This window comes from Dyadobacter luticola (genome assembly GCF_005860805.1).
Lineage (GTDB): Bacteria > Bacteroidota > Bacteroidia > Cytophagales > Spirosomataceae > Dyadobacter > Dyadobacter luticola.
This window is the reverse complement of the sequence record NZ_VCEJ01000005.1, coordinates 347955-372565: the sequence shown is the minus strand read 5'-3', so window position 1 is coordinate 372565 and position 24611 is coordinate 347955. Positions and strand designations below refer to the sequence as shown.

Here is a 24611-nt window from a genome sequence, read left to right as displayed (position 1 = left end):
TTGTAAATTGCGGTCCATTTGCGGCAATTCTATGACTCCTCAGTTCGAGAAAAAAACAATCAACCTGCTGCCCGGTCGGCGCACGTACTTTTCATCAGATTTTCATTTGGGCGTACCGTCACTGGCGGCGAGCCGCGAGCGGGAGAAGCTGATTGTGAGTTGGCTGGACCACATTCAGCACGATGCGCAGGTAGTTTTTCTTGTCGGGGATATTTTTGATTTCTGGTTTGAATATAACAAAGCAGTTCCCAAAGGATTTGTGCGGTTTTTAGGCAAACTGGCGGAGCTTTCCGACCGTGGCATCGAGCTGGTTCTCTTCACCGGAAACCATGATATGTGGATGTTCGATTACCTGGAAAGTGAAATTGGCGCGACCATCTACCGCGATCCGGTCAGTTTTACATTTCAATCCGAAACTGGAACACGCACCATGTTAGTCGGTCATGGCGATGGATTGGGGCCTGGGGATAACACGTACAAATTCCTCAAAAAGATTTTCAGAAACCCGTTTTTCCAGTTCATTTTTCGCCTCGCACATCCCGATCTCGGCATTTGGATTGCGATGGAATGGTCGAAACGAAGCCGGTTGGCCAATGTGAATAAAGGCGAGGAACGGTACCTTGGCGAAGCGCATGAGTGGATTTTACAGTACTGCAAAGAAATTGAAATCAACTTACACCACGATTTTTACGTATTTGGCCACCGGCATCTGGTGCTGGATTTGAATGTCAGCAAAACGAGCCGTTATATTAATCTGGGCGAGTGGGTTACGCAGCAATATTACGCTGTTTTCGACGGTCGAAATCTTGAATTGAAAAAAGTAGTGGCTGCCGAATACGAAGCGAAATAGCCTAATTATTGCCGGTATTCTTGCGTGGCTGTTGAGCCTCAGATGGTGGAATAAAGTCCTGTTTGGTAATATTTTCGCGGGGGGCAACATTCAAATCCTTCCGCCAGTCTTTCTGTTTCAAATCACCTTTCTTCACGGACTTAATGAAGTTAGCCCAGGCAAAAGGGTTCAGGAAAGGAAATGTAGTGGCAAAGCTTTTATTCGCTGCGGATTCCCGACCGAACATCAGCTGGTCCATCGAGTACCGGTAGTTGGTCTGCGCATTGTTGGGAACCTGCGCCGCCATTCTGTTAATGTAATCAGGATCAGTACTTTTTGCCAAAGCATCACGATCCGCCTGATCTGGCAACTTCAATGCGAGAAATGCTTTCTTAAATTCTTCTTCGGTTGAATATGGGTAAATCGTCACACCGGAAAGTGTCACCACATCTTCGCGCAGGGCGACGATGGCAGAGTAAATGTCTGAATTGTAGCTTCTTGGAACGACGTGGTATTGATTTTTGAAACCCACGTAGCTGAAAACAATGCTATCTCCGGGAAAAACAGGGATTGTAAATGAACCGTCGCCTTTTGCCAGCGTACCTCTGCCAGCGTTTACGATAAAAATCGTGGCACCAGGCAGCCGCTCGGTCGTTTTTCCGCCGACTACCACACCGGAGAATATAATCGCTTTTTGTTCACCCTGAGCATGTACCTCTTGGACACCCAAAATTCCCGCAACCGCCAGAAAAAGTATTAAAAAACTCCGTTTCATTCCTTCCAGATTATCCTTTGAGACATTTAAAACCGTCATCAAAGTTTATATTTTCAAGATATCATGCCCCGCAAATCAGGCCACTACATTACTTCAACGTAAAAACTGTTCCTGATGAAGAACGACCCGTTTGGAGGGTCATTGCCCGCATTACACTATAAAGGCAATTTGATCAGGAAAATAACTTTAAAAAAGTAACTATAAACGGTGCCGAGAGCAGAAGGCCGTCGAAACGGTCCAGGAATCCGCCGTGGCCTGGAATGCTGCTGCCTGAATCTTTGATGGCGATACTTCTTTTAAACAACGATTCCACCAGGTCCCCGTACGTCCCTACTACCACAATGATCGCCCCGATGCAGTACCATTTCCAGGGTTCGAAGGTACGGAAATAATACCCCAGCGCAAGTGCTATGACGGCTGCAAATGCCGCGCTGCCCATCGAGCCCTCCCAGGATTTTTTAGGGGATATCCTTTCAAAAAGCTTCCTTTTCCCAAATTTTGTCCCCGCAAAATAACCGCCGATATCCGATGCCCAAAGTAGCAAGAGACTTCCGAGTACGATTTCGTAATTATAATGTCCGCCCCGCAAAGCCATCACGACGATCAGCGCAAAGGGTAAGGCCACATAGATAATGCCCAGAAATGTGAACCCGATGTTCGTAAATGGTTTCAGATCATTCTTTTTATACAACTTAATAAAGAAGATCATCGAAAGCAGCGGGCTGATCAGAAAGTAATTTTCGAATTGCACAATGTCCTGCTCTACCAAGTACGCAAGAAGGATCATAACTGTGCCACAGAAAGTACCATAATATGTAAGTGGCTGATTACCATCCAATCCTAGAAGCTTATAGAATTCAAGCTGTGTGAGGGAACTTATGGTGCAGAAGAGGAGCAGAAAGGTGACGTCACTGTAAACTATGCAGGAAATAATGACAAATACACCCGCGAGGGCGGTGATGGTCCGTTGCTGTAAATTATTCAGATTCTTTAATCGCGTCTTCATTGGTCAGAATAATTTGGGCCTGGGACAGTTCGCTGGCAGGTACGTGCACTTCGTACATACCAAAAACAGGATAGCTGCTGTCTTTTTTATTCATGATCACCGCTGCTATTCCACCTTGTTCCAGCAACTCCCGCGCAATTTCGGCACGGATCGCCTGCGAGCTCTGATAGGCCTTGACCCAAGTTTCATCCATTATATTTCAATTTTTATGATTCTGTATTTAAAACTGTCCTCCTGGCAAAACTTTCCTGTTTGACAAACCGCATGATGGCGATCGTAAAAAGCAAAGAAGAGATCACCAGCACAATCGGCATTGATTTCGTTTCTTCAATGTTCATTTCCACGACGTGAATGTTGTGGAGGTACATCATGACCAGCACAAATCCGTTGTTTACAAAATGTGCCAGGATCGCCACCCAAAGATTTCCTGTCCAATAGTAAAGGTAGCCAAACAGCGCGCCGAGCATCATTCTGGGCAAAAATCCGTAAAATTGGAAATGTATCGCGCTGAAAATCGCCGCCGAAAGCCAGATCGCTACGTGCGGATTGGCCAGCTGCTGTACCAGTTTGGTTTGCAAAACACCCCGAAAAAGCACTTCCTCGCCCAGCGCGGGCAGCAATGTTACTACAAAAAGCGCAATAAGGAGCTTTCCGAAACTATTGTAATTCGTCAGAAACGCGGTCATCACCGAGAGCTGGTCTTCCTTGGCGCGCATCCAGTTTTCCAATCCGGATAAGGCTTCGGGCAGCTTCATCGCCGCATTCCACTCGATGAATTTGCTGTTGATCGGGATAAATATCAGTACGAGAATAAACGCCAGGATCCAGATGCGCTGCGATGGCGCCCTGCCGCCGCTGAACTCGGAAATGCTGCGGCGCTCGATGTAAAACCAGTATAAAAGGGAAGGAAGCAGGTATGAGAAGAAATGTACCGTGCCTTGGAGGATCATTAACGCATACCAGCCGTTTGGTACTTTTGCTGGATCTGAAATAAGCTGTGAAAGTAACTCGCTGACGCTACCCATATCTGCCGAAAGAAATATAGCCAGTAACATCACCGCCAAAATGTTGCCCAGGGCCATTCCTATGAGCACAAAGCCTATCAGTACCAATAAGCTGCCCCAGGTGCCGGGCACGCGGGAAAGAGGAAGTTCCGGGTTACTATTTTGCATAATTGGTGTAAATTTACAGTTTATTATCAATTTAAAAATATGGAGTTAACAAGTGAAAAACCGGCGTTTCCAGCAAAATCTACGCCTGGTGACACTGAAATGCTCCTTTGATTGAAAATGGTTAAGATTGGAAATATAGAATTGGGGGACTTCCCGCTGCTGCTCGCGCCGATGGAGGATGTGAGCGATCCGCCTTTCCGCGCCGTATGCAAGGAAAACGGCGCCGACCTGATGTACACCGAGTTTGTATCGTCGGAAGGTTTGATCCGCGACGCTGCGAAGAGCGTGCAAAAGCTCGACATTTTCGAATATGAACGTCCCGTCGGTATCCAGCTTTTTGGCAGCGATGTGGAAACGATGGGCTCCTGCGCCGAGATCGCTTCCCGCGTTAATCCCGATCTGATCGACATTAACTATGGCTGCCCGGTGAAGAATGTGGCTTGCCGCGGCGCGGGTGCAGCTTTATTGCAGGATGTGCCGAAAATGGTGAAAATGACGGAGGCGGTAATCAAATCGACACATTTGCCGGTGACCGTGAAAACCCGCCTCGGCTGGGACGAGAATACTAAAAATGTGCAGGATGTGGCGGAACGTTTGCAGGATATTGGTATCAAGGCGCTTTCGGTGCACGGACGTACCCGCGTTCAAATGTATAAAGGCTCGGCCGACTGGACATTGATCGCGAAAATCAAGGAAAACCCACGCATTCACATTCCGATTTTTGGAAATGGCGATGTGGATACGCCTGAAAAAGCATTGGAATACAAAAACCGTTTTGGTGTGGACGGGATCATGATCGGCCGCGCGACGATCGGTAACCCGTGGATTTTTAACGAAATCAAGCATTTTGTAAAAACAGGAGAAAAACTGGCACCGCCCACGATGGAGCAAAGAGTGGACGTTTGCCGCCGCCACCTCGAATTTTCGATCCGCTGGAAAGGTCCGGTAGCCGGAGTTTTTGAAATGCGCAGACATTATACCAATTATTTCAAAGGCCTCGAACATTTCAAACCTTACCGGATGCGGCTGGTGGAAGCGATGACATTTGATGAACTGAGCAGCATTCTAAAAGAAATCTCCCACGATTATAGCGAGCTGATATGCTAAAAATCGCAGTCGCCGATTCGGCCCAGTCTGAAAATCCATCGGTCAGAAATTTTGACATTGAAGAACAAAAAGACGGCTGGCACATTGCAGGCGAACTTTTCGACGGCGACATTGCCCGCCTCGGCGACTCCGGTTCCAGCAACCGTTTTCATGTAATCTGGAAAAATAAGTCCTATAACATTGAAGTACTCGAAGTGAATCAGGCAGAAAAAACCGCAAAACTGCTGATTAACGGTACACCTTATTATACTTCGGCCAAAAACAGGCTCGACCTTTTGCTGGAAGGCATGGGGATGCAAAACAATGCTTCGCAAAAGCTGAACAATGTGAAAGCGCCGATGCCGGGACTGATTCAGTCGGTTTCAGTATCGGAAGGCGAGCAAATCAGCAAGGGCGACAGCCTGCTTGTTTTGGTAGCTATGAAAATGGAAAATGTCATCAAATCACCCGGAAATGGGGTTATCAAGTCTTTGAAAGTGGCTTCCCGGGAAATTGTTGAAAAAAACCAGGTATTACTGGAGTTTCAATAAATAACTTGTTAATCTGAATACTGAGTCCTTATTTTTACGGTCGAAAAACACCACCAACATCATCATGCCCGAACCAAAATATAAACGTTTACTACTTAAACTGAGCGGCGAAGCGCTTAACGGAGGCGACAAGGGCCAGGTTATTGATTTCAATATCCTTGACAATTACTCCCGAGAAATCAAGAGAATCGCCGAGGTTGGCGTGCAGATCGCGATCGTTATCGGGGGCGGAAATATTTTTCGCGGGGCATCGGTTGAGAAATCCGGAATTGACCGGGTACAGGGCGACCACATGGGCATGCTCGCCACCGTCATCAATGGAATGGCGATCCAGAGCTCACTTGAAAAACACGGCATGAACACGCGTTTAATGTCGGCCATCAAAATGGAGCAGGTTTGCGAACCTCTGATCCGCCGCCGCGCAGTACGCCACCTCGAAAAGGGAAGAGTAGTGATCTTCGGCGCAGGAACAGGGAACCCATATTTTACCACAGATACCACCGCCGGTTTGCGTGCCATCGAATCTGAATCCGAGGTTGTACTGAAAGGTACCCGGGTAGACGGCGTTTACACAGCCGATCCTGAAAAAGATCCTTTGGCCGTGAAATATTCCCAGCTGACATTTGATGAAGCATTGTCCAAAAATCTTAAAATCATGGACCTTACTGCTTTCACACTTTGTAAGGAAAACAATCTCCCAATCATTGTTTTTGATATGAACAAGCCGGGCAACCTGTACGACCTGGTGATGGGCGAGAACGTAGGTACTTTGATATCCAACTAGTTGAACATTATTTAAAAATCAATGGAAGAAATAGAATTGTATCTGGAAGACGCCAAGGAAACCATGGAAGGCGCTATCAAACACCTTATTATCGAATTAGGTAAGATCCGCGCCGGAAAAGCATCACCTCAGATGCTGGAAGGTCTTCAGATTGAATACTACGGATCAATGACCCCTCTGCAGAATGTGGCGACGATCAATACGCCTGACGCGAGGACCATTGCTATCAAACCATTTGAAAGAAAAATCATTAATGACATTGAAAAGGCGATCCGAAACGGTAACCTGGGTTTTTCGCCTTCCAATGATGGTGAAATGATCCGCATCTCGGTACCGCCGCTGAATGAGGAGCGCCGCAGAGAGCTGGTAAAACGCGCGAAGAACGAAATTGAAACTGCCAAGATCAACATTCGGAACATTCGCCAGGATGCCAATAACTCTTTGAGAAAATTGACAAAAGAAGGTGTTGCCGAGGATCTGGTAAAAATCAGCGAAGAGCGTGTTCAGAAACTGACCGACGGATTTATTTCAAAAGTAGACCAGATATTTAATGCGAAGGAAAAAGAGATTATGGAAGTGTAACATTTCCAGTTTCCTATAAAACTAAAAAATCCCGCCGAGGCGGGATTTTTTAGTTTATGCTTCTTTCGTATTGCTGAATCCTTCGAAACCTCTGTGGTTGGATTCTTCGTACAACCTTTCGGTAGGCAGGTTGCGGAAGTAATCGTAAGTGATCCGCAAACCTTCTTCGCGGGACACTTTCGGTTCCCAGCCAAGAATTTCCCTCGCTTTGGTAATGTCCGGCTGACGTTGTTTCGGATCATCCTGTGGAAGCGGCTTGTAAACCACTTTCTGATCAGTTCCGGTCAGCTTGATGATTTCCTCGGCAAACTGTCCGATCGTGATTTCACCTGGGTTACCAATGTTGACAGGCAATGAATAATCGCTCATCAGCAGGCGGTAAATTCCTTCTACCAAATCATCCACGTAGCAGAAAGAGCGGGTTTGAGAACCGTCACCGAAAACGGTAATATCCTCGCCGCGCAAAGCCTGGCCGATGAATGCCGGCAACACACGTCCGTCATTGAGACGCATTCTCGGTCCGTACGTATTGAAAATCCGGACAATGCGGGTTTCCAGTTCGTGATAGCGGTGGTATGCCATCGTAATCGCCTCCTGGTAACGTTTTGCCTCATCGTAGCAACCGCGCGGCCCGATCGGGTTCACGTGGCCCCAGTAATCTTCGGTTTGCGGGTGCACCAGCGGGTCACCGTACACTTCCGAAGTGGAGGCAATGATGAAGCGGGCCTTTTTGACACGCGCCAGACCCAGCAGGTTGTGCGTACCCATCGCGCCCACTTTCAATGTCTGGATAGGGATTTTAAGATAATCAATCGGGCTTGCGGGAGATGCAAAGTGCATAATGTAATCCAGCTCGCCAGGAACGTGCACGAATTTGGTAACATCATGGTGGTTAAACTCAAAGTTAGGGTCCGGCATCAGATGCTCGATGTTGCGCATATCGCCGGTAATGAGATTATCCATCCCGATGACATACATCCCTTCCTTCAAAAACCTTTCGCAAAGGTGAGAGCCCAAGAAACCCGCTGCTCCGGTAATTAATACACGCTTCATTAAATATGAGATCGATTAAATGTGAATGTTAGGTGACAATTTTCAGGCTGGAACCACTTTTTCGCGGCCGATGCTGTAATAGGTATAACCCATTTCACGCATGGTTTCCAGTTCATAAAGATTTCTTCCGTCGAAGATTACCTTGTTTTTAAGCAGCTTGCCCATTTTTTCAAATTCCGGCGTACGGAACTGAGGCCACTCGGTGAAGATCATCAGCGCATCCGCATCGTCCAGCGCAGCATAAGGTGTGTGGCAGAACGTTACTTTGTCACCCAGGATATTTTTCACATTGCTCATCGCTTCCGGATCGTAAACCGTGATTTTGGCACCGGCTTCGAGCAGCACATCAATGTTTTCCAAAGCAGGCGCTTCACGGATATCGTCGGTATAAGGCTTGAATGCCAATCCCCAAACTGCGATGGTTTTGCCTTTCAGGTCATTATTGAAATATTTCTCGATCATCGGAAGAAGCTTTTTCTTCTGATCGTAATTCACATCCATCACCGATTGCAGGATGCGGAAGTCGTAATCGTAATCTTTTGAAGTTTTGGCCAAAGCCTGAACATCTTTCGGGAAGCAGCTACCACCGTAACCGATACCTGCAAAAAGGAAACGTTTTCCGATCCGGCTGTCAGTACCGATACCGCGACGGATATCGTCCACATTCGCACCTACTTTTTCGCAAAGGTTAGCGATTTCGTTCATGAAGGTAATTTTCATTGCCAAAAACGAATTAGCCGCATATTTAGTCATTTCAGCGGAACGTTCATCCATGAAAATCACCGGGTTACCTTGTCTTACCAGCGGCGCGTAGAGTTTTTCCATCACCTTTTTTGCTTTTTCGGAGGAAGTACCCACTACCACACGGTCAGGCTTCATGAAATCTTCCACAGCAACACCTTCTCTCAAGAACTCAGGGTTTGAAACCACGTCGAACTCTACTTTCGCATTTTTTGCAATTGCAGCACGTACCTTTTCAGCGGTACCAACGGGCACGGTACTTTTATCGATCACCACAGCGTACGATTCCATGGTATGTCCCAGGTCATCAGCTACTTTCAGGATGTATTTTAAATCTGCGGAACCGTCTTCGCCCGGAGGGGTTGGAAGCGCAAGGAAGATAACCTGTGCATCTTTGATACCTTCGGCCAGATTGGTAGTGAAAACTAGACGTCCTTCCGCCACGTTACGATCAAAAAGTACATCAAGACCCGGTTCGTAGATCGGGATATCACCTTTTTGAAGACGTTCTACCTTTCTGACATCAATGTCAACACACGTCACCTGGTTGCCTGTTTCAGCAAAACATGTCCCGGTAACCAAACCAACGTAACCTGTACCTACAACTGCGATTTTCATAAAAATGTGATAATAATGATATACAACGTTATGATATTGCTAAATAGAAAACTTAAAATTGGGATTTAGGCAGACCGGCGAAATTTCGGTGATTGCAAAAGTAATTTTTTTAGATGAATCTTTGCCGTTACCGGCTCGATTTGTTCGTTCACTTTTGTGAATTAATTCTACTCTAAGCATTGATAATCACAAATATAATCATCAGCAACTATGGACACAGTAAAATTGGAGGTACCTGAAAGCGAAAGAGAAGAAAACTGCAAGCTGATCGCCGAAGCAGTGCGGGATTTTGCCGTCTCCAGCATTAAACCACACATTCGCGAGTGGGACGAAATACAGCACTTCCCGAAATCGGTTTTCAAGGATCTCGGCGACCTGGGGTTGATGGGAATGCTGGTACCGGAAGAATTCGGCGGCTCGGGTTTGGGATATAAGGAATATGTCACCGCGATCATCGAGCTCTCGAAGGTTGATCCTTCCGTAGGATTGTCCATGGCAGCGCATAACTCTTTATGTACCAATCATATATGCATGTTCGGTAGCCAGGAACAGAAACAAAAATACCTGCCCAAACTTGCAACCGGCCAGTTTGTAGGTGCCTGGGGACTGACCGAACCCTACACCGGATCGGACGCAGGCAATATGCGCACGACTGCTGTCAGAGACGGCGACGATTGGATCATCAACGGTTCCAAGAACTTTATCACCAACGGAAAAAGTGGTGACGTGACCGTCTTGATCACACGTACCGGTGAGCCTGGCGATAAACACGGGGCTACAGCATTTATCATCGAGCAGGGTACGCCGGGCTATACTTCGGGAAGAAAAGAAGATAAGCTGGGCATGCGCGCGTCCGAAACCGTTGAGCTCATTTTCCAGGATTGCCGCATTCCCGACAGCCAGCGTATCGGCGAAATCGGCGACGGTTTTATCCAATCATTAAAAGTGCTGGATGGCGGCCGGATTTCCATCGCGGCGCTGAGCGTAGGAACTGCCCTGGGCGCGTATGAGGCCGCATTATCTTATTCCAAAGAGCGTAGACAGTTCGGAAAAGCGATCTGCGATTTTCAGGCCATCGCCTTCAAGCTGGCGGACATGTATACCGACATTCAGGCTTCGATGCTGCTGACATTTCATGCCGCAGCATTGAAAGACAAAAAAGAAAAAGTAACGCTGGCGAGTGCCGCGGCCAAATACCATGCATCCGAAACGGCTGTGCGGGTGGCAAATGAAGCCGTGCAGATCTTTGGCGGATATGGTTTTGTAAAAGATTATCCGGTCGAAAAATTCTACCGGGACAGTAAGCTTTGTACGATTGGGGAAGGCACGAGCGAGATTCAGAAAGTGGTAATATCAAAAGAAATATTGAAAGATTAATATTTCAGAAACCACCTATCCGGGGTAAAAACCGGCGAGCAAGTTTCTGTCTCTTTGATAAAAGAAGCATTGCAGGCCAAAAAGTATATGGCTACATTCGCGATATACCCAACCTGACTTGAAATGACCCCTTTTATTGTTCTGCTCGTACTCGTCGTACTCACGATCCTGATGACCGTCAAGGTCGTTCCGCAGCAAACCGCCTATATTCTCGAAAGACTCGGCAAGTTCTATGCCGTTTTGCAGCCCGGTATCAATTTCATCATTCCTTTCTTCGACCGGATTGCATATAAATACACCCTCAAAGAATCCGCCATCGACATTCCAGAGCAGATCTGTATCACCCGCGACAATGTGCAGGTGCGCATGGATGGCGTGATTTTTATCCAGGTAATCGATCCTAAAAAAGCCGCCTATGGCATTTCTGACTATACATTCGCGGTAATCCAGCTTGCGCAAACTACCATGAGAAGCGAGATCGGGAAATTAGATTTGGATAAAACATTTGAAGAAAGAATGACCATCAACCGCGCGGTAGTAGAATCCATCGACGAAGCGGCAATTGGTTGGGGCGTGAAAGTGCTTCGGTATGAGATCAAGAACATTACCCCGCCGCAAAGCGTATTAAATGCGATGGAAAAACAAATGCAGGCTGAGCGCGAGCGCCGGGCGGTGATCCTCCAATCGGACGGTGAGAAGCAGGCGGCGATCAATGTCGCGGAAGGCCAAAAACAGAAAGTGGTGCTCGAATCGGAAGGTTTAAGGTTAAGACAAATCAACGAAGCCGAAGGTGAGGCCGCAGCCTTACGCTCTGTGGCTGAGGCTACTGCGGATAGTATCCGGCTTGTAGCGCTGGCGATCCAGACCGAGGGCGGATCGGAAGCCGTCCAGTTGAAAGTGGCCGAAAATTATGTAGAACAATTCGGGAAGCTCGCCAAGGCCGGGAACACATTGATACTCCCGGCAAACCTCGCAGATATGGGATCGCTGATCGCCACCGCATTGACAGTTGTTAAATCCGAACCGAAAAAATAGCATGGAACTGACCTTACCGCAAATTTGGCTGATTGTCGGGCTGATCATGCTGCTGGCGGAACTGGCGAGCGTCTTACTGGTTTTCGTATTTTTTGCAGCCGGCGCATTACTTACCTCCCTGCTCACGACCGTGGGCCTGCTGCCCAGCACCGAAGCGCAGATACTCGCATTTTCGGCCATTTCACTCATTTCTTTGATGGTTTTCAGAAAGAATGTGCGTATGCTCCTCAGCAAAAGCCCGAGCTCGGAATACAATGAATTTATTGGTGAAACAGCATTGGTCATCAAAGACATCCCCAACAATGGCGAAGGGAAAATTTACTACCGCGGCGCCGAGTGGAAGGCGGTTTCCTTCAACCACAGCTCGATCTCGGCCGGCAGCAAAGTGGTGATTACAAAAACAGACGGGATCATCCTGACTGTTGAAGAGTCCTGATTATCCCGTCTGCCACATTCAAATTAAAATTACTTTTTCAGCGCTTCTTCTACCGCGTTTCCTACATTGCCGCTCCCTGGCAGAATGTGCAGCAGTGACGCAATCGTCGGCGCAATGTCCGATACCGAAGTTCTCCGCAAAGTTTCGCCTTTTTTGATTCCCCAGCCAAACATGACAAAAGGCACCTGCGTATCATAGTTATAAGGTGTGCCATGGGAAGTGCCGGTAGCAGTTCCGTAAAACCAGCCCGGCTGCGAAATGATCTGGATATCACCGCTGCGTTTTGCATTCACATTGTTTTTATACAACTCCAACTGATACGTATTCAGCGGCGCCTTGCCCATATCCGTCAGGTTCAGCACATCCGCGACGCCTGGGATCGTCAATGCTGCATCTTTCACCACTTCCGTAATCGCAGCGACGGTAATGTTCTTCTTTTTCAACAAAGCGTGATCGAGATAAATCTGGTTATTTTCAGACTGTATCATGTATTTATCCTTTCCAAAAGTCTCGTCCAATGCTGTGGAAATAGTCGCTTGAAGTTGTCTTCCGCTGATCAATCCCGCGGGTAATTTATGCGACTGTGCAAAACCCGGTACATCCATCACACCATGATCGGCAGAAAGAAAAACGGTATACTCTCCCTTCCCTACCCAGCTATCGAGGAAATTAAACAAGTCGGCAAACTCACGATCAAGTCTCAGAAAATCATCCTGCTGCTCGATGGCATTCGGTCCAGCCCGGTGACCAATCCTGTCAGGCGAGGAAAAGCTGATCGCCAGAAAATCCGTATCGGTTCCTTTGCCCATTTTTTCACCTTTAATCGCCTCAATCGCAATTTCTTTTGTGATGGTGTTACCCCAGGGCGTATCCAACACGACGCTGAAAGGATCACCCGCCGTGCCGGCCAGTTCATAAGGGAACACCGGTTTTTTGGAACCCGAAATCAGTCCCTCCCAAGCCACGTCATCAGCCGAACTTTGGATGTACTTATCCGCAGGCAGCAGTAATTGCCAACCTTTCGTCAGATAATTCGCAGGCATTTTTTTCGCATTATAATCTTTCAGCCACTGCGGCAGGTCTTCCATATAATAGGTACTTGTCACCCAGTTACCGGTTTTAGAATCAAACCAGTAAGCAGCATTGGCCGCGTGGCCGGCCGGTAAAATCGAACCTCTGTCCTTGATCGCTACACCAATTGTTTTAGATCTGAAATTGGTAGCAATCCGCAGCTGGTCCGTCACAGTGCTCGTCAGCATATTTTTAGGCGACATTTTCCCTACACTTGCATTGGTACTGCCCACTGTTTTCACCGTACTGTCTTCGGCGCAATAAATTACTTTTTTTGAAAACTGGTCATACCACTCATTCCCAACAATACCGTGCACCGCGGGAACCGAGCCGGTATAAACCGTCGCATGCCCAGGGCCGGTAACAGTCAAAGCATAGGGATAATGATTGTTCCGGCAGTTGAAACCTTCATTCATCATTCTTTTAAAACCGCCTTCCGTATAAAGATCGTAGTAGCGGTACAAATAATCGTAGCGCATTTGGTCCACAATAATGCCGACTACCAGCTTGGGGCGGGCTAATGCAGATGATTTCGCAGTAACATTCTTGGCATTCTGGGCAGTAGCCGAAAGCGAGATCAGCAGCGTCAGAGCCCATAGATTCAATTTTTTCACAGGTTCAGGGATTTTATTTTTTTAATGCTTCTTCAACTGGATTTCCAACATTGCCGCTCGGGGGAAGAATGTGCAACAGTGCCGAAATGGTAGGTGCAATGTCCGCGATTGTTGTGCGGCGCAATGTTTCCCCTTTGTTTACGCCCCAGCCGTACAGCAGAAAAGGCACGTGGGTATCGTAGTTATAGGGTGTCCCGTGGTCGGTACCCGTTTTGTAAGTGGCTGCAAACCAGCCGGGCTGCACCACAATCTGCAAATCACCACTTCTTTTGGCATTCACATTGTTTTTGTAAAGTTCCAGCTGGTACGTATTCAAAGGTGCGCGGCCCATATCTTTCAGGTTGATCACATCCGCCACTCCGTCCATCGGAAGCAATGCCTCGCGTACCACCTGGAAAGCGTCGGCCACATTGATTTTTTTCTCTTTTAAAATGGCTTTGTCAAAATACAGCTGATAGTTTTCGATGGCCGAAATGTATTTGGCTTCCCCATAAGTATCATTCAAAGCTTTTACTGCGACGCGCGTCAATTCAGTTGCGCTCATCAGGCCTGCCGGTAATTTATGATCTTGCCAAAAAGCAGGAACATCCATCGCACCATGATCCGCAGTCAGGAAAACTGTGTAGCTTCCTTTGCCCGACCAGCTATCGAGGAAGTTGAGCAAATCAGCAAATTCCGCGTCCAGCTTCACATAGTTATCTTCCTGCTCTATGGAATTTGGCCCAAACATGTGCCCGATCCGGTCCGGCGACGAAAAACTGACGGCCAGAAAATCGGTATCAGTGCCTTTTCCCAAATTCTCCCCTTTGATCGCCGCAATCGCCATTTCTTTTGTCATCGTATTTCCCCAGGGAGAGGTCGTCATCACGCCGAATGCATCCGAGGCGGTACCGATCAGTTCATGCGGAAAAACCGGCTTGGCCGCACCCGACAATGTTCCTTCCCACGCTACATCGTCCTTGGTACTTTGGGTATACTGCTCCATCGGCGCGCCCAGGTTCCAGCCGCGGCGCATATATTCCGCAGGCATTTTTTTATCATTATAAGCCGTCACCCAGGCAGGCAGCGACTCCATATAATAGGTACTCGTCACAAAATTCCCGGTTTTGGAATCAAACCAATACGCACCGGAAGCTGCATGCCCCGCCGGCAAAATCGAAGCCCGGTCTTTGATCGCCACGCCGATTGTCTTGGATCTAAAATTGGTGGCAATCCGCAGCTGGTCCGTCACCGTGCTCACCAGCAAATTCCTGGGCGACATTTTGCCTACCGTAACATTGCTGCTACCGACAGTCGCCACGGTATTATCATCCGTGCAATAAACTGTCTGACCGGTCGCTTTATCATACCATTCATTTCCGATGATGCCATTAATGCCCGGCATCGATCCGGTGTACACCGCCGAATGTCCCGCAGCTGTCACCGTCAATGCGTAATGATAATGGTTGTTCCGGCAGTTGAAACCCTCGTTCATCAGCCTTTTCAGGCCACCTTCTTTGTATTTGTCATAATATCGGTAGAGATAATCATAGCGCATCTGGTCTACCACGATACCTACAACGAGTTTTGGCCGGGCTAGTTTGGAAGGTGCTGCGGCTGGTTTTGCCTTCGTCTGTGCGAATGCCGACGTATGGATAACCAGCAGAAAGACAAGGATTTTTAATGAAAAACGGTATACCAGTTTCATCAGGTTGTGGTGGAAAAAATGGTAAAAGTGAACTTCGACTGTCCGGCAAAGATAGGTATGTGCCGGTTGTAAAGCAGAAAACCGGCGTGCAAATTGCAGCCGGTTCTCCGCGGTTATACTACTCCTATTTTACTTTTTCTGACTACCGCCGATCTGCGCAGGGGCACCAGCTTCCGGTGCGCCTTTTTTGGATTTGGCAAAATCACCTGCCTTCACGATCACCAGCTTGTTGTAATCAATGTATTTGTTAAATGCTGCCTTGATCTGCTCCGGCGTCAGCGCTTCGATCTTTTTCTCAAAATCCGCATCCCACTGCATGGTACGGTTGAGGTAAAGGTTATTGGTCAAAGTCGTCGTCAATGCTGCATCCTGTGAGCGTGAAACCTGCCGCGATTGCAGGTAACCTGACTTCGCAGCCTTTAATTCTTCTGCCGTAAAACCTTCTTTCAAAGCCTTGTCAATCTCCTCTTTAAATGCCGCTTCCAGTTTTGCAGCATTTTCAGGCGCATAGATGGCGTACGACATAAATGTTCCGCTCTTGTCCAGGGAGCTCGCCGAAAACTGCGATCCTACGCTGTAACTTACCCCTTCTTTCTGGCGGATGCGCGTTGCCAGGCGTGAGTTCAGAAATCCTCCGCCCAGCATATAGTTACCCATAATCAATGCGGGATAATCTGGGTCGGTATCTTGCAAAGGCATGCCCATACCGGCTACAAACATGGCATTGGCCTTATCCGGCGCTTCAATCGACTGGTTCTCCGCTTTTACAGGAATGTATGGCGAGGCAATGCGGGTAAAAGGTTTGGTGCTCTTCCACGAGCCGAATTCGTCCGTAAGGATTTTTGTCACTGCTGCTTTATCGAAATCCCCTACCACCGTTGCCGAAGCATTGTTGGCTCCGTAAAAATCCTTGTGAAACTGGCGGATCTGGTCGATGGTTGTCGCTTTAATGCTTTCCACATCCTCGTCAAATGTACCCACATACCGGATATCGCTTTTTGGATAAGGTGTTGCAATGCGGCGATATTGGTTGAATGCGATCATCTGCGGCTCGCTGCGCTGTGATTCGATACCCGCCAGCTCTTCCTGTTTTAGTTTTTCAAATTCGTTTTCATCAAATGCAGGGGTTTTCAAAACTTCCGCTACCAGCTTCAATACCGCAGGCAGGTTTTCTTTGGTCGTTTCAATGCTGGCACCAGCCTGGTTATTGGCCCCGAAAAAATTCACACGTGCTTTCAGCTTATCAAACTCATCTTTCACCTGCTGGCGGGACTTGGTTTTGGTACCCTTATCCAGCATGGAGCCGGTCAGGTCAGAAACCGTCGCTTTATTTTCCAGGCTTTTCAAATCACCGTAGCGTAAAGTGATCCTGGCTGAAACTACATTGCCACGTGTTGTTTTGGGGAGCAAGGCCAGTTCAATGGTATTGGGCTTTTCGGTGCGGGTGGTGCGAGTTTCAATGTTTGCCGGAGAAGGGTCAAATGCCTCTCCTTCCGCTACCACAGCTTCGCCTTTGTAATTCTTCACAAGATCGGCCACATTCGGCGCCTCCGGAATTTCGGCACGAACGGGGTTCGCCTCGGGCACGAATGTACCGACGGTCCGGTTAGACGGTTTGAAATACTGCTGCGCCACGCGGAAAACATCTTCCGGCTTCACCTTCCGGATATTATCCCTGAAAAGAAACGCCAGCCGCCAGTCACCGGTAGCGATGGACTCACTGACGCTTAACCCTACCCTCTCCGAATTCCGGAATTCCAGGTCCCAGTTTTTTAGTATGGTCGTCTTCGCGCGCTCCACATCCTCCGCCGACGGTTTCAGGATCGCAGCCGAATCCAATGTAGCCGTGAATGCTTTTTTGGCTTCATCCAGCGATTTTTCTTTCAATACCTCCGTTCCAAACAGCACAAAGCCAGGGTCATACAGCTGAAAGCTTCCGCCAAAAACAGAAGATGCTTTTTTCGTTTCAACAAGATTTTTGTAAAGCTTACCATTAGGCTCGGTGCTTAAAACTTCCGTCAGCACTTCCATAGCGGGATAGTCAGGGTGTGAGCCAGGCATGATGTGGTATACAGCCTGCACCATCTGCACATCGCCCGTCCTTTTTAATTCAACAAACCGCTCGCCGTCCTGAGTAGGTTCTGCGGTATAGGATTTGGGAAGCATGCGCGTCGGTTTCGCGATTTTACCAAAATACTCATTGACCATCGCCAACGTTTTAGCTTCGTCAATTTTCCCTGCAACCGTCAGTACCGCATTGTCGGGCTGGTAAAATCTTTTATAAAATGCCTGTAAATTTTCGATAGGTACTCTTTCAATGTCAGAGCGGTTCCCGATTGTTGATTTACCGTAGTTATGCCACAGGTAAGCCCCGGAAATGACGCGCTCCATCAATACGCCAAAAGGATCGTTTTCACCAGATTCGAACTCATTTCGTACCACACTGAACTCACTGTCAAGATCTTTCTTGGCAATGAAAGAATTTACCATCCGGTCGGATTCCAGGTCCAGCGCCCATTTTAAATTTTCTTCCGTAGCCGAAAATGTTTCGAAATAATTGGTCCGGTCGTACCAGGTCGAACCGTTCGGGCGGGCTCCGTGCTCGGTCAGTTCCTGCGGAATGTTTGTATGTTTAGGGCTGCCTTTGAACACAAGGTGTTCAAGCAAATGCGCCATCCCGGTTTCTCCGTAACCTTCATGCCGCGACCCCACTAGGTAGGTCATATTGACAGTAATGGTGGGTTTGGAAGGGTCCGGGAACATCAGCACTTTTAACCCATTATCGAGGGTGTATTCCGTGATTCCCTCCACGGAAGCTTGCTTTGTGACGCCTTTGGGTAGCTGTGCCACCGCTGGGCCAGTCAGCGCAGCCGCCAGCAGCAGCCCCAACAAGCCATTCTTTTTAGATTTCATGACCATCTTAATTATCTGGATTAGGTGTAAACTGTTAAAATAGGATACAATCTTACATTTCACAATGACTTCATGATAAATGGTATGGGAAAGTTAATGCAACATAAACCGGCTTTTGGTATGTATTGAAGCAAACAAACTATCTTTATTCCCGCCGTTTTTTGATAAACTTATGACTACGCATTCCCAGACACCCACATTGAAATCCACCACGCTGACACGCTTTTTTGCCCGGCTTTCGATTTTTACGGCCGCTTGTTTTCTCCTGAACTGCGCCAGCGGCATCCCGATTTCGACAGGTACAAAATATCCGATTGAAGTACTATATGATAACGCGCTGCTGGAAAGGCCGTATTCCGAGATCGGGGTGATCGAGATCAGCAGCGAGGATTCGCTCACGGCTGAGCAAACTTCCGACAAACGCATGATGCAGCGTGGTAATGATGCCAAAACCAAGGAGTTACTGACCGCCCGACTGGTCATGAAGGCGCAGAAGATCGGAGCAGATGCACTCATCAATGTGAAGTACAAATATTACACGACCGTTAAAAAAGAGGGCTATATGCTGAGCGGGCTGGCCGTGCGCTACCGAGGCGAATAATATGCCTAGCGGCCGGAATTCTTCTCCGAAATCATTTTTTTGCCCGTCGTATCCTGCCGCGTGGAATCATTCGGGATAATGTACGGGATTTTCACTTCCGGCTTCGGCGGTGGGGAAAGGCGGTTGAAGCTGTGGGTAAACTGCATGCTTACGCCGCCGGTCGTCACGGCATTATTCAGGTAAAAGCTGTTCTGAATGTTGCGGTTATAAGCTTTCACTTTCACTGAGCCGCTCCGGTTGAGCCAGTATTCCAAAGTCCATTCTCCCAGCAAACTCGCTGCACTATAAGCTACTGCACCGGTCTGGCTTTGCGCGCCGGAAGTAAAACGTCCGTCACGGGTTACCCTGAAACGATCATTTAAAAAGCGGTAGGAAAATCTTAACTGTAAATTATTCAAAGCATTCTGGTCCAAAGAAAGTCCCGAAACCCCTACTTCCAGGTTTTCGTTGATCCCCGACGCCCAGCGGCTGATTTGGTTGGATACCAGCTCAGTAATGCTGCTGCCCAGGAAATTCTGGCTGCCGACCGTCGCGAGACTGGCTTCGGGCAATAACTGGCTTACGACCAGCAAGCTACTTACCTGCCGGCTGAGTTCCTGCTCGTCGGATTTGAGTTTATTCTGAAATGCTTCCAGCTGCCCGCGGTATGCATTCAAGGAGGGATTATCCAGGATTTTAAGGTCATACTTAATCGTCGGCGCCATAAGCCTGTCCGACAGCCCGATCGTCACTTCCACCGGGTACCTTCTCGACAAGGCATCATTTCCGGTACCCGCCGAGCTCGAACTCGTTGTAGGCAGCACACCCGCCAGCGAAACCATCTGGGTGTAACCCGCCTTCACATCCAGCTGCGCCCCATAAGGATCGCCCGACCAGATGATACGGCTGCCGGGTTTAATGTTGAATTTCTTGTTGATGACATTCTGCAAAGTAAAATTGTAATCTCCGCGCTCAATTTCGTAAGTACCCGCCATGGTGAAATCGCCCTGGGTATCAATGTTCAGGTTGAGCCGCCCCGTACCATTTCCGCGGATAATGTCGCCCGTCTGCCGGTCGAAGATAATCTCGCAGGTTGCATCCGGCGTCAGGTTGAAATTGAAATCCATTTTGATACCGCCAGCCACCTGCTCGCGGCTGATAGAATCGGGCACATTGTTGGTCGTACTGTCGAGTTTGGGCATTTTGCTCACAAACTGGATATAGTCCTGCGTCGTCACTTCGGTAGCGCCGTCGAGCGGAATGTGGATTTTCGTGCCTTTGTTACTCGTCACATTCGCTTCAATGTTAAGGTTATCGATCGGGCCAAAAACCGCTACCGGGCCGGTTACGTAAGCCGTGCCGTAAAACATATCATTATCCCGCGTCGACGTGTTCAGGATCTTAAAATTGCGGAGGTCCGCATTGAAGCCGAGTGAAAAATATTTAAAACCATCATGAAAAACCCCGCCGCGCAAAGTGGCCGAATTTCCGTCTGTATCGGTCAGCAGAATGTTGTTGACGGTAATTTCACTTTCGGTAAAATTGATTTTATCATTAAATGTGAAAACCGATTGCAGGTAATCGAACTTCATCCGCCCTTTTTCTACCATCAGCGAACCTTCCAGCACGGGTGCATTCACCACCCCTTTGATCAAAACCGTCCCCTGCGCCACGCCGCCGACGTCCGAAACCAAACCCTCGGCAAAAGGCTCCAACGCTTTAAAGTCGATCTGGTTGAAAATCGCTTTGAGATTTAATGTGTTGGAAGTCAGCTTGGGACGATAAGAACCGACCAGATTGAAAACCCGGCGCGCATTCTTACTCAACTGCGCATCAATTTCCAGCTCGCTCACCACCTGGTCCCAATCCGCGCTGCCAGAGAGATTCCCGAATTCATACTGACCGTAGCCCAGACTTTCCACATTAAAACTCGCATCCAGCACGACACTGTTGTACACATCTTTCATCCGCGCGGTACCGTCCATGATACCCGCCAGCTGTGTGTTGAAAACCGGGTTCAAACTTCCCAGCTTGAAGTTTCTGATATTCAGCGTCAGGCTCCTTTCCGGATTTTCGGAGATCATGCCCGCCAGGAAAATACGTTGCTTGCCGCTGATTAACCCAACATTCGACATATTAATGTTGGTACCTTCAATCGAAATCAAACTTTCTTTCGGCACCGACCATTCTTCGTCGAGCAGGTACATTTTAGAATCCTGGAAACTGATATCCAGTCCCGCGGCGAGGAAGCGTATCTCGCCCGCCAGGTTGGCACGGTTGGTACTTTTGATCTGGTGGATTTCCCCGTTAAAATCAATGTGGTCCACGTCCCAGGTACCTTCCATTTCCAATTTTTCGGTGGGTACCAGGCTGCTGATCTGCTGCTTGTCGGAAGTCACCAGCGCCGAAGCAAGTACCTCGGCACTGTTCACAAATTTGGAAGTAGTGACGTCTACCTCAGAGTTATAAAAGTTATTGGTACCATAGCGCACCGTGTCGGAAGCCGCATTCAATGTCAGGATGGCGGTGTTATCCATTTTAAAAACACCTTCCGCCCTCGCACCTTTTGAAACATAAATATCCGGACTCAGGAATGCCAGAAACCGCGACAAATTGCGTGATTCTACCTCATAATCAATCTGGTAGCGGTTATTTACCTGCTGAATAGGCTTTTTGGCATAATACTGCTCACGATTGGCTTCATTTTCAAAAAAGTAAAGCATGTACTCGTCCATCACCTGGCTCACATCCTTCCAGGCCTGCGTCGGCAGGAAGTTACCCGACATTTTTGCGGACAAAAACTCGCTTTCCAGTTGCAAGACACGCTTTTCACTTTGCTGGCGCGAAGAAAACACGAGTGTATCGATGACCAGGTTGCGCTCCTTATTGGTCATCAACAAATACGTATTCAGCAGCTTGGCGTCACCGGTCAGCTCGTCGATCGTATTTCCCGTGACATTCACATTCAGCTGGGTACGCAGGGTGATCGGGTCTTTTGCAAAACCCAGTTCCTCCAGGTTTGCCTTTTCAACCAAACCCTGAATGTTGAATGCATTCTGTGCGCCGGACAGGTCAAATTCACCCTCCACATTGACGATCAGGTTGCTATCCTTTGCGCTGACATTTCCGTTGAAATATTGATTTTGAAGATTTCCCCGCAGGCGGAGGTTCCGGTAATCGTAATGTTTGAAACCCACTTTTCCCACTACCGCATTCAGGTCTGTGGACGCAAATTTCAGTTCGAGGCCCTTTCCATAAATTTTTCCGTCAAAATCGAGTTTCTGCCAAGTTTCTTCCTCGTCGAGCAGCTTACCCAGCTCAAATTCTGAGGTCTTAATTTGCCCGGAATAAGTCGTCGTTTTCTGATCGGCAATGTGAAAAACCAGGTCTCCGGCCACTTCGCCCATTTGTGACGACGCCGAAGCATTCACCGCGAAGTCCTCCAATGTTCCTTTGAATGTGCCGTCGAGCAGCGTCATGCCAAACTTTTCCAGCGTCGGGTACATATCCCACTCCGGATAATATTGCACAATGTCATCGGGATCGACTTTCGAAAGCGACAGCCGGATATCCATCAGCACGCCCTCGATTTGGGGCAAACCTTTGAAGCCCAGATCGCCGATCAGCCTGCTATTTTTTCCAAATCGCAGATCGGTACCTGAAAGCATGAAGTCGTCGACCTTTCCATTAAAATCCCCGGAAATATCCCAGCTTTCATGCAACCGGTCGATATAACTGGAAAACAAGCCCAAATCGCGCGAATCGACGTGACTGTTGACCAAATGCCCTTTAAGCTTTATTTTATGATTAAAATCACCCAGCTCGCCGGAGCGGTTATAGAAAAAAATAATTTCCTCTCGCAGTCGCGAATGTCCGATACGCGCGTCCAGCTCTTTCAATTCCATCTTTTTTTGACAGAATAAAAACTTCGTGTCCAGATCATGCATTTCCAGTCCCGTCTGCCGGTCGATGGTCGTCAGGTTGTTGGCCAAAAAAGAAATGGTATCGCCCTGCACAAGGAAATTTTTCAGTTCTCCATACAAATGGTCGAGCTTGAAATGCGAGTAATCGAAAACGCGGGCGCCCCGGTCCCTGGTTTGTCGCGGATCGTCGTAGCTGAACCGGCCGTCGACCACCCTGGATTTTCCGATAATAAATGGGGTATTATTCTCCGGCGCATTTTTCGGGCGCGGCACTTTCGGGGCAGTCAGCTCATTGATGCGCTCGATGAAGCCGTCAATGTTCAGCGAGCCGGAGCTGGGAATGATGGAAAGTTGCACATCGGGCTGGAAAACCATCACCTCGTCGAGGAAAATTTCCTTCGCCGAGTTTTCGTAAATGTTGCTGACATTGAGGTTCACATCGATCCGCCCGACGTCGATCATATCTTTCTGAGCGGTATCCTTCACCGAAATCCCTTCCAGCGAAACCACATCAAACCACTTGATATTGACTCTTTCGATTGAAATCGGGTAACCGAGCTTTTCCGAGACGGAAGCGGTGACTTCTTTTACGGCCCAGGTCTGGACAGAGGGAAGCTGAAGTGCGATGGTGGCGATGCCCAGCGCGATGAGCGCAAAGATGATTGCTACGACCAGACCATTACCAAACGCCTTCAGGAATCTTAACATATACAGCTTCGCAGGGGGATACTGCTTATCTTATTGTTAATGCTTAATTTCGCGAGATATGAATATTCTCGCCATTGAATCTTCTTGTGACGAAACCTCCGCAGCCGTAATCATAAACGGGGAAATCGGCTCGAATGTTGTCGCTACACAACTCATTCATACCCAATACGGCGGTGTTGTCCCCGAGCTTGCCTCGCGCGCGCACCAGCAGCACATTCTGCCGGTCGTGGATAAAGCATTGATGGATGCAAAAGTAGCAAAAAAAGACCTGGATGCCATTGCTTTCACCAAAGGACCCGGTTTGCTGGGCGCGTTGCTGGTAGGTACTTCCTTCGCCAAATCGATGGCGCTGGGGCTGGACATTCCGCTGATTGAAGTGAACCATATGCAGGCGCACGTGCTGGCACATTTCATCGACGACCCAAAACCGGAATTCCCTTTCCTTTGTCTGACCGTCAGCGGCGGGCATACGCAAATTGTAAAAGTTTCAGGCCCGCTCGATATGCAGATTATCGGCGAAACACGGGATGACGCTGTGGGCGAGGCTTTTGACAAAACCGCCAAACTGCTTAACCTGCCCTACCCCGGCGGCCCGCTGATCGATAAATATGCTGCACTGGGTAACCCGCTCACCTACCCTTTTCCACTGCCTGAAATGCCTGGGCTGGATTTCTCTTTTAGTGGGATCAAGACTTCCTTTTTATATTTTTTGCAAAAACAGGTGCGCGAAAATCCGGCATTTATCTCGGAGAATCTGCATGATATCTGCGCCAGCATTCAGTATACATTGATTGATATTTTGTTGAAAAAACAAAAAAAAGCGGCGAGGGAGACAGGTATCAAAGAAATTGCGATTGCCGGTGGCGTTTCGGCGAATTCCGGGCTACGCAAATCACTGCTCGAACTGGGCGAAAAACTGGGCTGGAAAGTGTACATCCCCGCATTTGAATATTGCACCGACAATGCGGCCATGATCGCGATGGCGGCACATTACAAATTCCTGGCCGACGATTTCACCGACCAGACCGTAAGCCCGCTGGCAAGAATGGAGTTTTAAAAAACCCTTAACC

The 24611-nt window shown here is 48.3% G+C and carries 20 protein-coding genes; 10 read left to right on the top strand and 10 right to left on the bottom strand.

Annotated features, from left to right (window positions below):
• The first annotated feature begins 31 nt into the window (after positions 1 to 31).
• Entirely contained in the window at positions 32 to 850 is an 819-nt protein-coding gene (locus FEN17_RS20585; RefSeq protein WP_138367276.1) for a UDP-2,3-diacylglucosamine diphosphatase, read from the top strand.
• A 1-nt stretch (position 851) separates the two neighbouring features.
• On the opposite strand, the gene FEN17_RS20580 is transcribed toward FEN17_RS20585, so the two are convergent.
• The 4 genes from FEN17_RS20580 to FEN17_RS20565 all read right to left on the bottom strand — a co-directional run bounded on the left by FEN17_RS20580 (position 852) and on the right by FEN17_RS20565 (position 3782).
• Positions 852 to 1643 (bottom strand): carboxypeptidase-like regulatory domain-containing protein, encoded by a 792-nt coding sequence (locus FEN17_RS20580; protein WP_229208921.1) that lies wholly within the window; start codon positions 1641 to 1643, stop codon positions 852 to 854.
• A 133-nt stretch (positions 1644 to 1776) separates the two neighbouring features.
• Complete coding sequence (locus FEN17_RS20575) at positions 1777 to 2610, bottom strand: phosphatidate cytidylyltransferase (RefSeq protein WP_138367274.1); 834 nt, start codon at positions 2608 to 2610, stop codon at positions 1777 to 1779.
• Positions 2582 to 2803 (bottom strand): putative signal transducing protein, encoded by a 222-nt coding sequence (locus tag FEN17_RS20570; RefSeq protein ID WP_138367273.1) that lies wholly within the window; start codon positions 2801 to 2803, stop codon positions 2582 to 2584. The genes FEN17_RS20575 and FEN17_RS20570 overlap by 29 nt, the downstream gene beginning before the upstream one ends.
• Positions 2804 to 2816: 13 nt before the next feature.
• Complete coding sequence (locus FEN17_RS20565; RefSeq protein WP_138367272.1) at positions 2817 to 3782, bottom strand: CPBP family intramembrane glutamic endopeptidase; 966 nt, start codon at positions 3780 to 3782, stop codon at positions 2817 to 2819.
• Positions 3783 to 3899: 117 nt separating this feature from the next.
• Between FEN17_RS20565 and dusB the strand changes: the two genes are divergently transcribed.
• The 4 genes from dusB (at position 3900) to frr (ending at position 6785) form a co-directional block, all read left to right on the top strand.
• A complete protein-coding gene (gene dusB, locus FEN17_RS20560; protein ID WP_138367271.1) occupies positions 3900 to 4889 on the top strand; it encodes a tRNA dihydrouridine synthase DusB in 990 nt (329 codons plus the stop codon).
• Entirely contained in the window at positions 4883 to 5419 is a 537-nt protein-coding gene (locus tag FEN17_RS20555; RefSeq protein ID WP_138367270.1) for an acyl-CoA carboxylase biotin carboxyl carrier protein subunit, read from the top strand. Before dusB ends, FEN17_RS20555 begins: the two co-directional genes overlap by 7 nt.
• Positions 5420 to 5483: 64 nt before the next feature.
• Positions 5484 to 6203 (top strand): UMP kinase, encoded by a 720-nt coding sequence (pyrH, locus tag FEN17_RS20550; RefSeq protein WP_138367269.1) that lies wholly within the window; start codon positions 5484 to 5486, stop codon positions 6201 to 6203.
• A 21-nt stretch (positions 6204 to 6224) separates the two neighbouring features.
• On the top strand, positions 6225 to 6785 hold the full coding sequence (gene frr, locus FEN17_RS20545) for a ribosome recycling factor (protein WP_138367268.1): 561 nt from the start codon (positions 6225 to 6227) through the stop codon (positions 6783 to 6785).
• A gap of 54 nt (positions 6786 to 6839) precedes the next feature.
• Here frr and FEN17_RS20540 read toward each other — a convergent pair whose 3' ends face one another.
• Positions 6840 to 7838: a UDP-glucuronic acid decarboxylase family protein gene (locus FEN17_RS20540; protein ID WP_138367267.1), complete on the bottom strand. Its 999-nt coding sequence runs from the start codon at positions 7836 to 7838 to the stop codon at positions 6840 to 6842.
• 42 nt (positions 7839 to 7880) lie between these two features.
• The gene (locus FEN17_RS20535) at positions 7881 to 9197 is read right to left on the bottom strand and encodes a UDP-glucose dehydrogenase family protein (protein ID WP_138367266.1); all 1317 of its coding nucleotides are present in this window, start codon (positions 9195 to 9197) and stop codon (positions 7881 to 7883) included.
• Positions 9198 to 9407: 210 nt separating this feature from the next.
• On the opposite strand from FEN17_RS20535, the gene FEN17_RS20530 reads away from it, so the two are divergent.
• The 3 genes from FEN17_RS20530 to FEN17_RS20520 all read left to right on the top strand — a co-directional run bounded on the left by FEN17_RS20530 (position 9408) and on the right by FEN17_RS20520 (position 12045).
• Positions 9408 to 10574, top strand: a complete 1167-nt coding sequence (locus tag FEN17_RS20530) for an acyl-CoA dehydrogenase family protein (RefSeq protein WP_138367265.1) — start codon at positions 9408 to 9410, stop codon at positions 10572 to 10574.
• Positions 10575 to 10697: 123 nt separating this feature from the next.
• Positions 10698 to 11609, top strand: a complete 912-nt coding sequence (locus FEN17_RS20525; protein ID WP_138367264.1) for an SPFH domain-containing protein — start codon at positions 10698 to 10700, stop codon at positions 11607 to 11609.
• A 1-nt stretch (position 11610) separates the two neighbouring features.
• Positions 11611 to 12045 (top strand): NfeD family protein, encoded by a 435-nt coding sequence (locus FEN17_RS20520; protein ID WP_138367263.1) that lies wholly within the window; start codon positions 11611 to 11613, stop codon positions 12043 to 12045.
• A 29-nt stretch (positions 12046 to 12074) separates the two neighbouring features.
• On the opposite strand, the gene pafA (FEN17_RS20515) is transcribed toward FEN17_RS20520, so the two are convergent.
• The 3 genes from pafA (FEN17_RS20515) to FEN17_RS20505 all read right to left on the bottom strand — a co-directional run bounded on the left by pafA (FEN17_RS20515) (position 12075) and on the right by FEN17_RS20505 (position 18336).
• Positions 12075 to 13730, bottom strand: a complete 1656-nt coding sequence (gene pafA, locus FEN17_RS20515; protein WP_229208920.1) for an alkaline phosphatase PafA — start codon at positions 13728 to 13730, stop codon at positions 12075 to 12077.
• Positions 13731 to 13743: 13 nt separating this feature from the next.
• Positions 13744 to 15417: an alkaline phosphatase PafA gene (gene pafA / locus FEN17_RS20510; RefSeq protein ID WP_138367262.1), complete on the bottom strand. Its 1674-nt coding sequence runs from the start codon at positions 15415 to 15417 to the stop codon at positions 13744 to 13746.
• 129 nt (positions 15418 to 15546) lie between these two features.
• Positions 15547 to 18336 (bottom strand): M16 family metallopeptidase, encoded by a 2790-nt coding sequence (locus tag FEN17_RS20505; RefSeq protein WP_138367261.1) that lies wholly within the window; start codon positions 18334 to 18336, stop codon positions 15547 to 15549.
• A gap of 166 nt (positions 18337 to 18502) precedes the next feature.
• Here FEN17_RS20505 and FEN17_RS20500 point away from each other — a divergent pair, with 166 nt between their 5' ends.
• A complete protein-coding gene (locus FEN17_RS20500; RefSeq protein WP_229208919.1) occupies positions 18503 to 18931 on the top strand; it encodes a hypothetical protein in 429 nt (142 codons plus the stop codon).
• Between the two features lie 5 nt (positions 18932 to 18936).
• Here the strand turns inward: FEN17_RS20500 and FEN17_RS20495 are convergent, their stop codons facing one another.
• Entirely contained in the window at positions 18937 to 23541 is a 4605-nt protein-coding gene (locus FEN17_RS20495; RefSeq protein WP_138367260.1) for a translocation/assembly module TamB domain-containing protein, read from the bottom strand.
• Between the two features lie 58 nt (positions 23542 to 23599).
• On the opposite strand from FEN17_RS20495, the gene tsaD reads away from it, so the two are divergent.
• Positions 23600 to 24598: a tRNA (adenosine(37)-N6)-threonylcarbamoyltransferase complex transferase subunit TsaD gene (tsaD, locus tag FEN17_RS20490; RefSeq protein ID WP_138367259.1), complete on the top strand. Its 999-nt coding sequence runs from the start codon at positions 23600 to 23602 to the stop codon at positions 24596 to 24598.
• The last annotated feature ends 13 nt before the right edge of the window (positions 24599 to 24611 follow it).

What these genes read in the sequence shown, in the direction of transcription:
- FEN17_RS20565 (WP_138367272.1), bottom strand. Translation starts at nt 3,782, where the DNA reads ATGCAAAATAGTAACCCGGAACTTCCTCTTTCCCGCGTGCCCGGCACC.
- FEN17_RS20530 (WP_138367265.1), top strand. Translation starts at nt 9,408, where the DNA reads ATGGACACAGTAAAATTGGAGGTACCTGAAAGCGAAAGAGAAGAAAAC.
- FEN17_RS20540 (WP_138367267.1), bottom strand. Translation starts at nt 7,838, where the DNA reads ATGAAGCGTGTATTAATTACCGGAGCAGCGGGTTTCTTGGGCTCTCAC.
- FEN17_RS20555 (WP_138367270.1), top strand. Translation starts at nt 4,883, where the DNA reads ATGCTAAAAATCGCAGTCGCCGATTCGGCCCAGTCTGAAAATCCATCG.
- FEN17_RS20535 (WP_138367266.1), bottom strand. Translation starts at nt 9,197, where the DNA reads ATGAAAATCGCAGTTGTAGGTACAGGTTACGTTGGTTTGGTTACCGGG.
- FEN17_RS20580 (WP_229208921.1), bottom strand. Translation starts at nt 1,643, where the DNA reads ATGACGGTTTTAAATGTCTCAAAGGATAATCTGGAAGGAATGAAACGG.
- pafA (WP_138367262.1), bottom strand. Translation starts at nt 15,417, where the DNA reads ATGAAACTGGTATACCGTTTTTCATTAAAAATCCTTGTCTTTCTGCTG.
- FEN17_RS20505 (WP_138367261.1), bottom strand. Translation starts at nt 18,336, where the DNA reads ATGGTCATGAAATCTAAAAAGAATGGCTTGTTGGGGCTGCTGCTGGCG.
- dusB (WP_138367271.1), top strand. Translation starts at nt 3,900, where the DNA reads ATGGTTAAGATTGGAAATATAGAATTGGGGGACTTCCCGCTGCTGCTC.
- FEN17_RS20525 (WP_138367264.1), top strand. Translation starts at nt 10,698, where the DNA reads ATGACCCCTTTTATTGTTCTGCTCGTACTCGTCGTACTCACGATCCTG.
- FEN17_RS20495 (WP_138367260.1), bottom strand. Translation starts at nt 23,541, where the DNA reads ATGTTAAGATTCCTGAAGGCGTTTGGTAATGGTCTGGTCGTAGCAATC.
- FEN17_RS20500 (WP_229208919.1), top strand. Translation starts at nt 18,503, where the DNA reads ATGACTACGCATTCCCAGACACCCACATTGAAATCCACCACGCTGACA.
- FEN17_RS20585 (WP_138367276.1), top strand. Translation starts at nt 32, where the DNA reads ATGACTCCTCAGTTCGAGAAAAAAACAATCAACCTGCTGCCCGGTCGG.
- FEN17_RS20575 (WP_138367274.1), bottom strand. Translation starts at nt 2,610, where the DNA reads ATGAAGACGCGATTAAAGAATCTGAATAATTTACAGCAACGGACCATC.
- FEN17_RS20570 (WP_138367273.1), bottom strand. Translation starts at nt 2,803, where the DNA reads ATGGATGAAACTTGGGTCAAGGCCTATCAGAGCTCGCAGGCGATCCGT.
- frr (WP_138367268.1), top strand. Translation starts at nt 6,225, where the DNA reads ATGGAAGAAATAGAATTGTATCTGGAAGACGCCAAGGAAACCATGGAA.
- FEN17_RS20520 (WP_138367263.1), top strand. Translation starts at nt 11,611, where the DNA reads ATGGAACTGACCTTACCGCAAATTTGGCTGATTGTCGGGCTGATCATG.
- tsaD (WP_138367259.1), top strand. Translation starts at nt 23,600, where the DNA reads ATGAATATTCTCGCCATTGAATCTTCTTGTGACGAAACCTCCGCAGCC.
- pyrH (WP_138367269.1), top strand. Translation starts at nt 5,484, where the DNA reads ATGCCCGAACCAAAATATAAACGTTTACTACTTAAACTGAGCGGCGAA.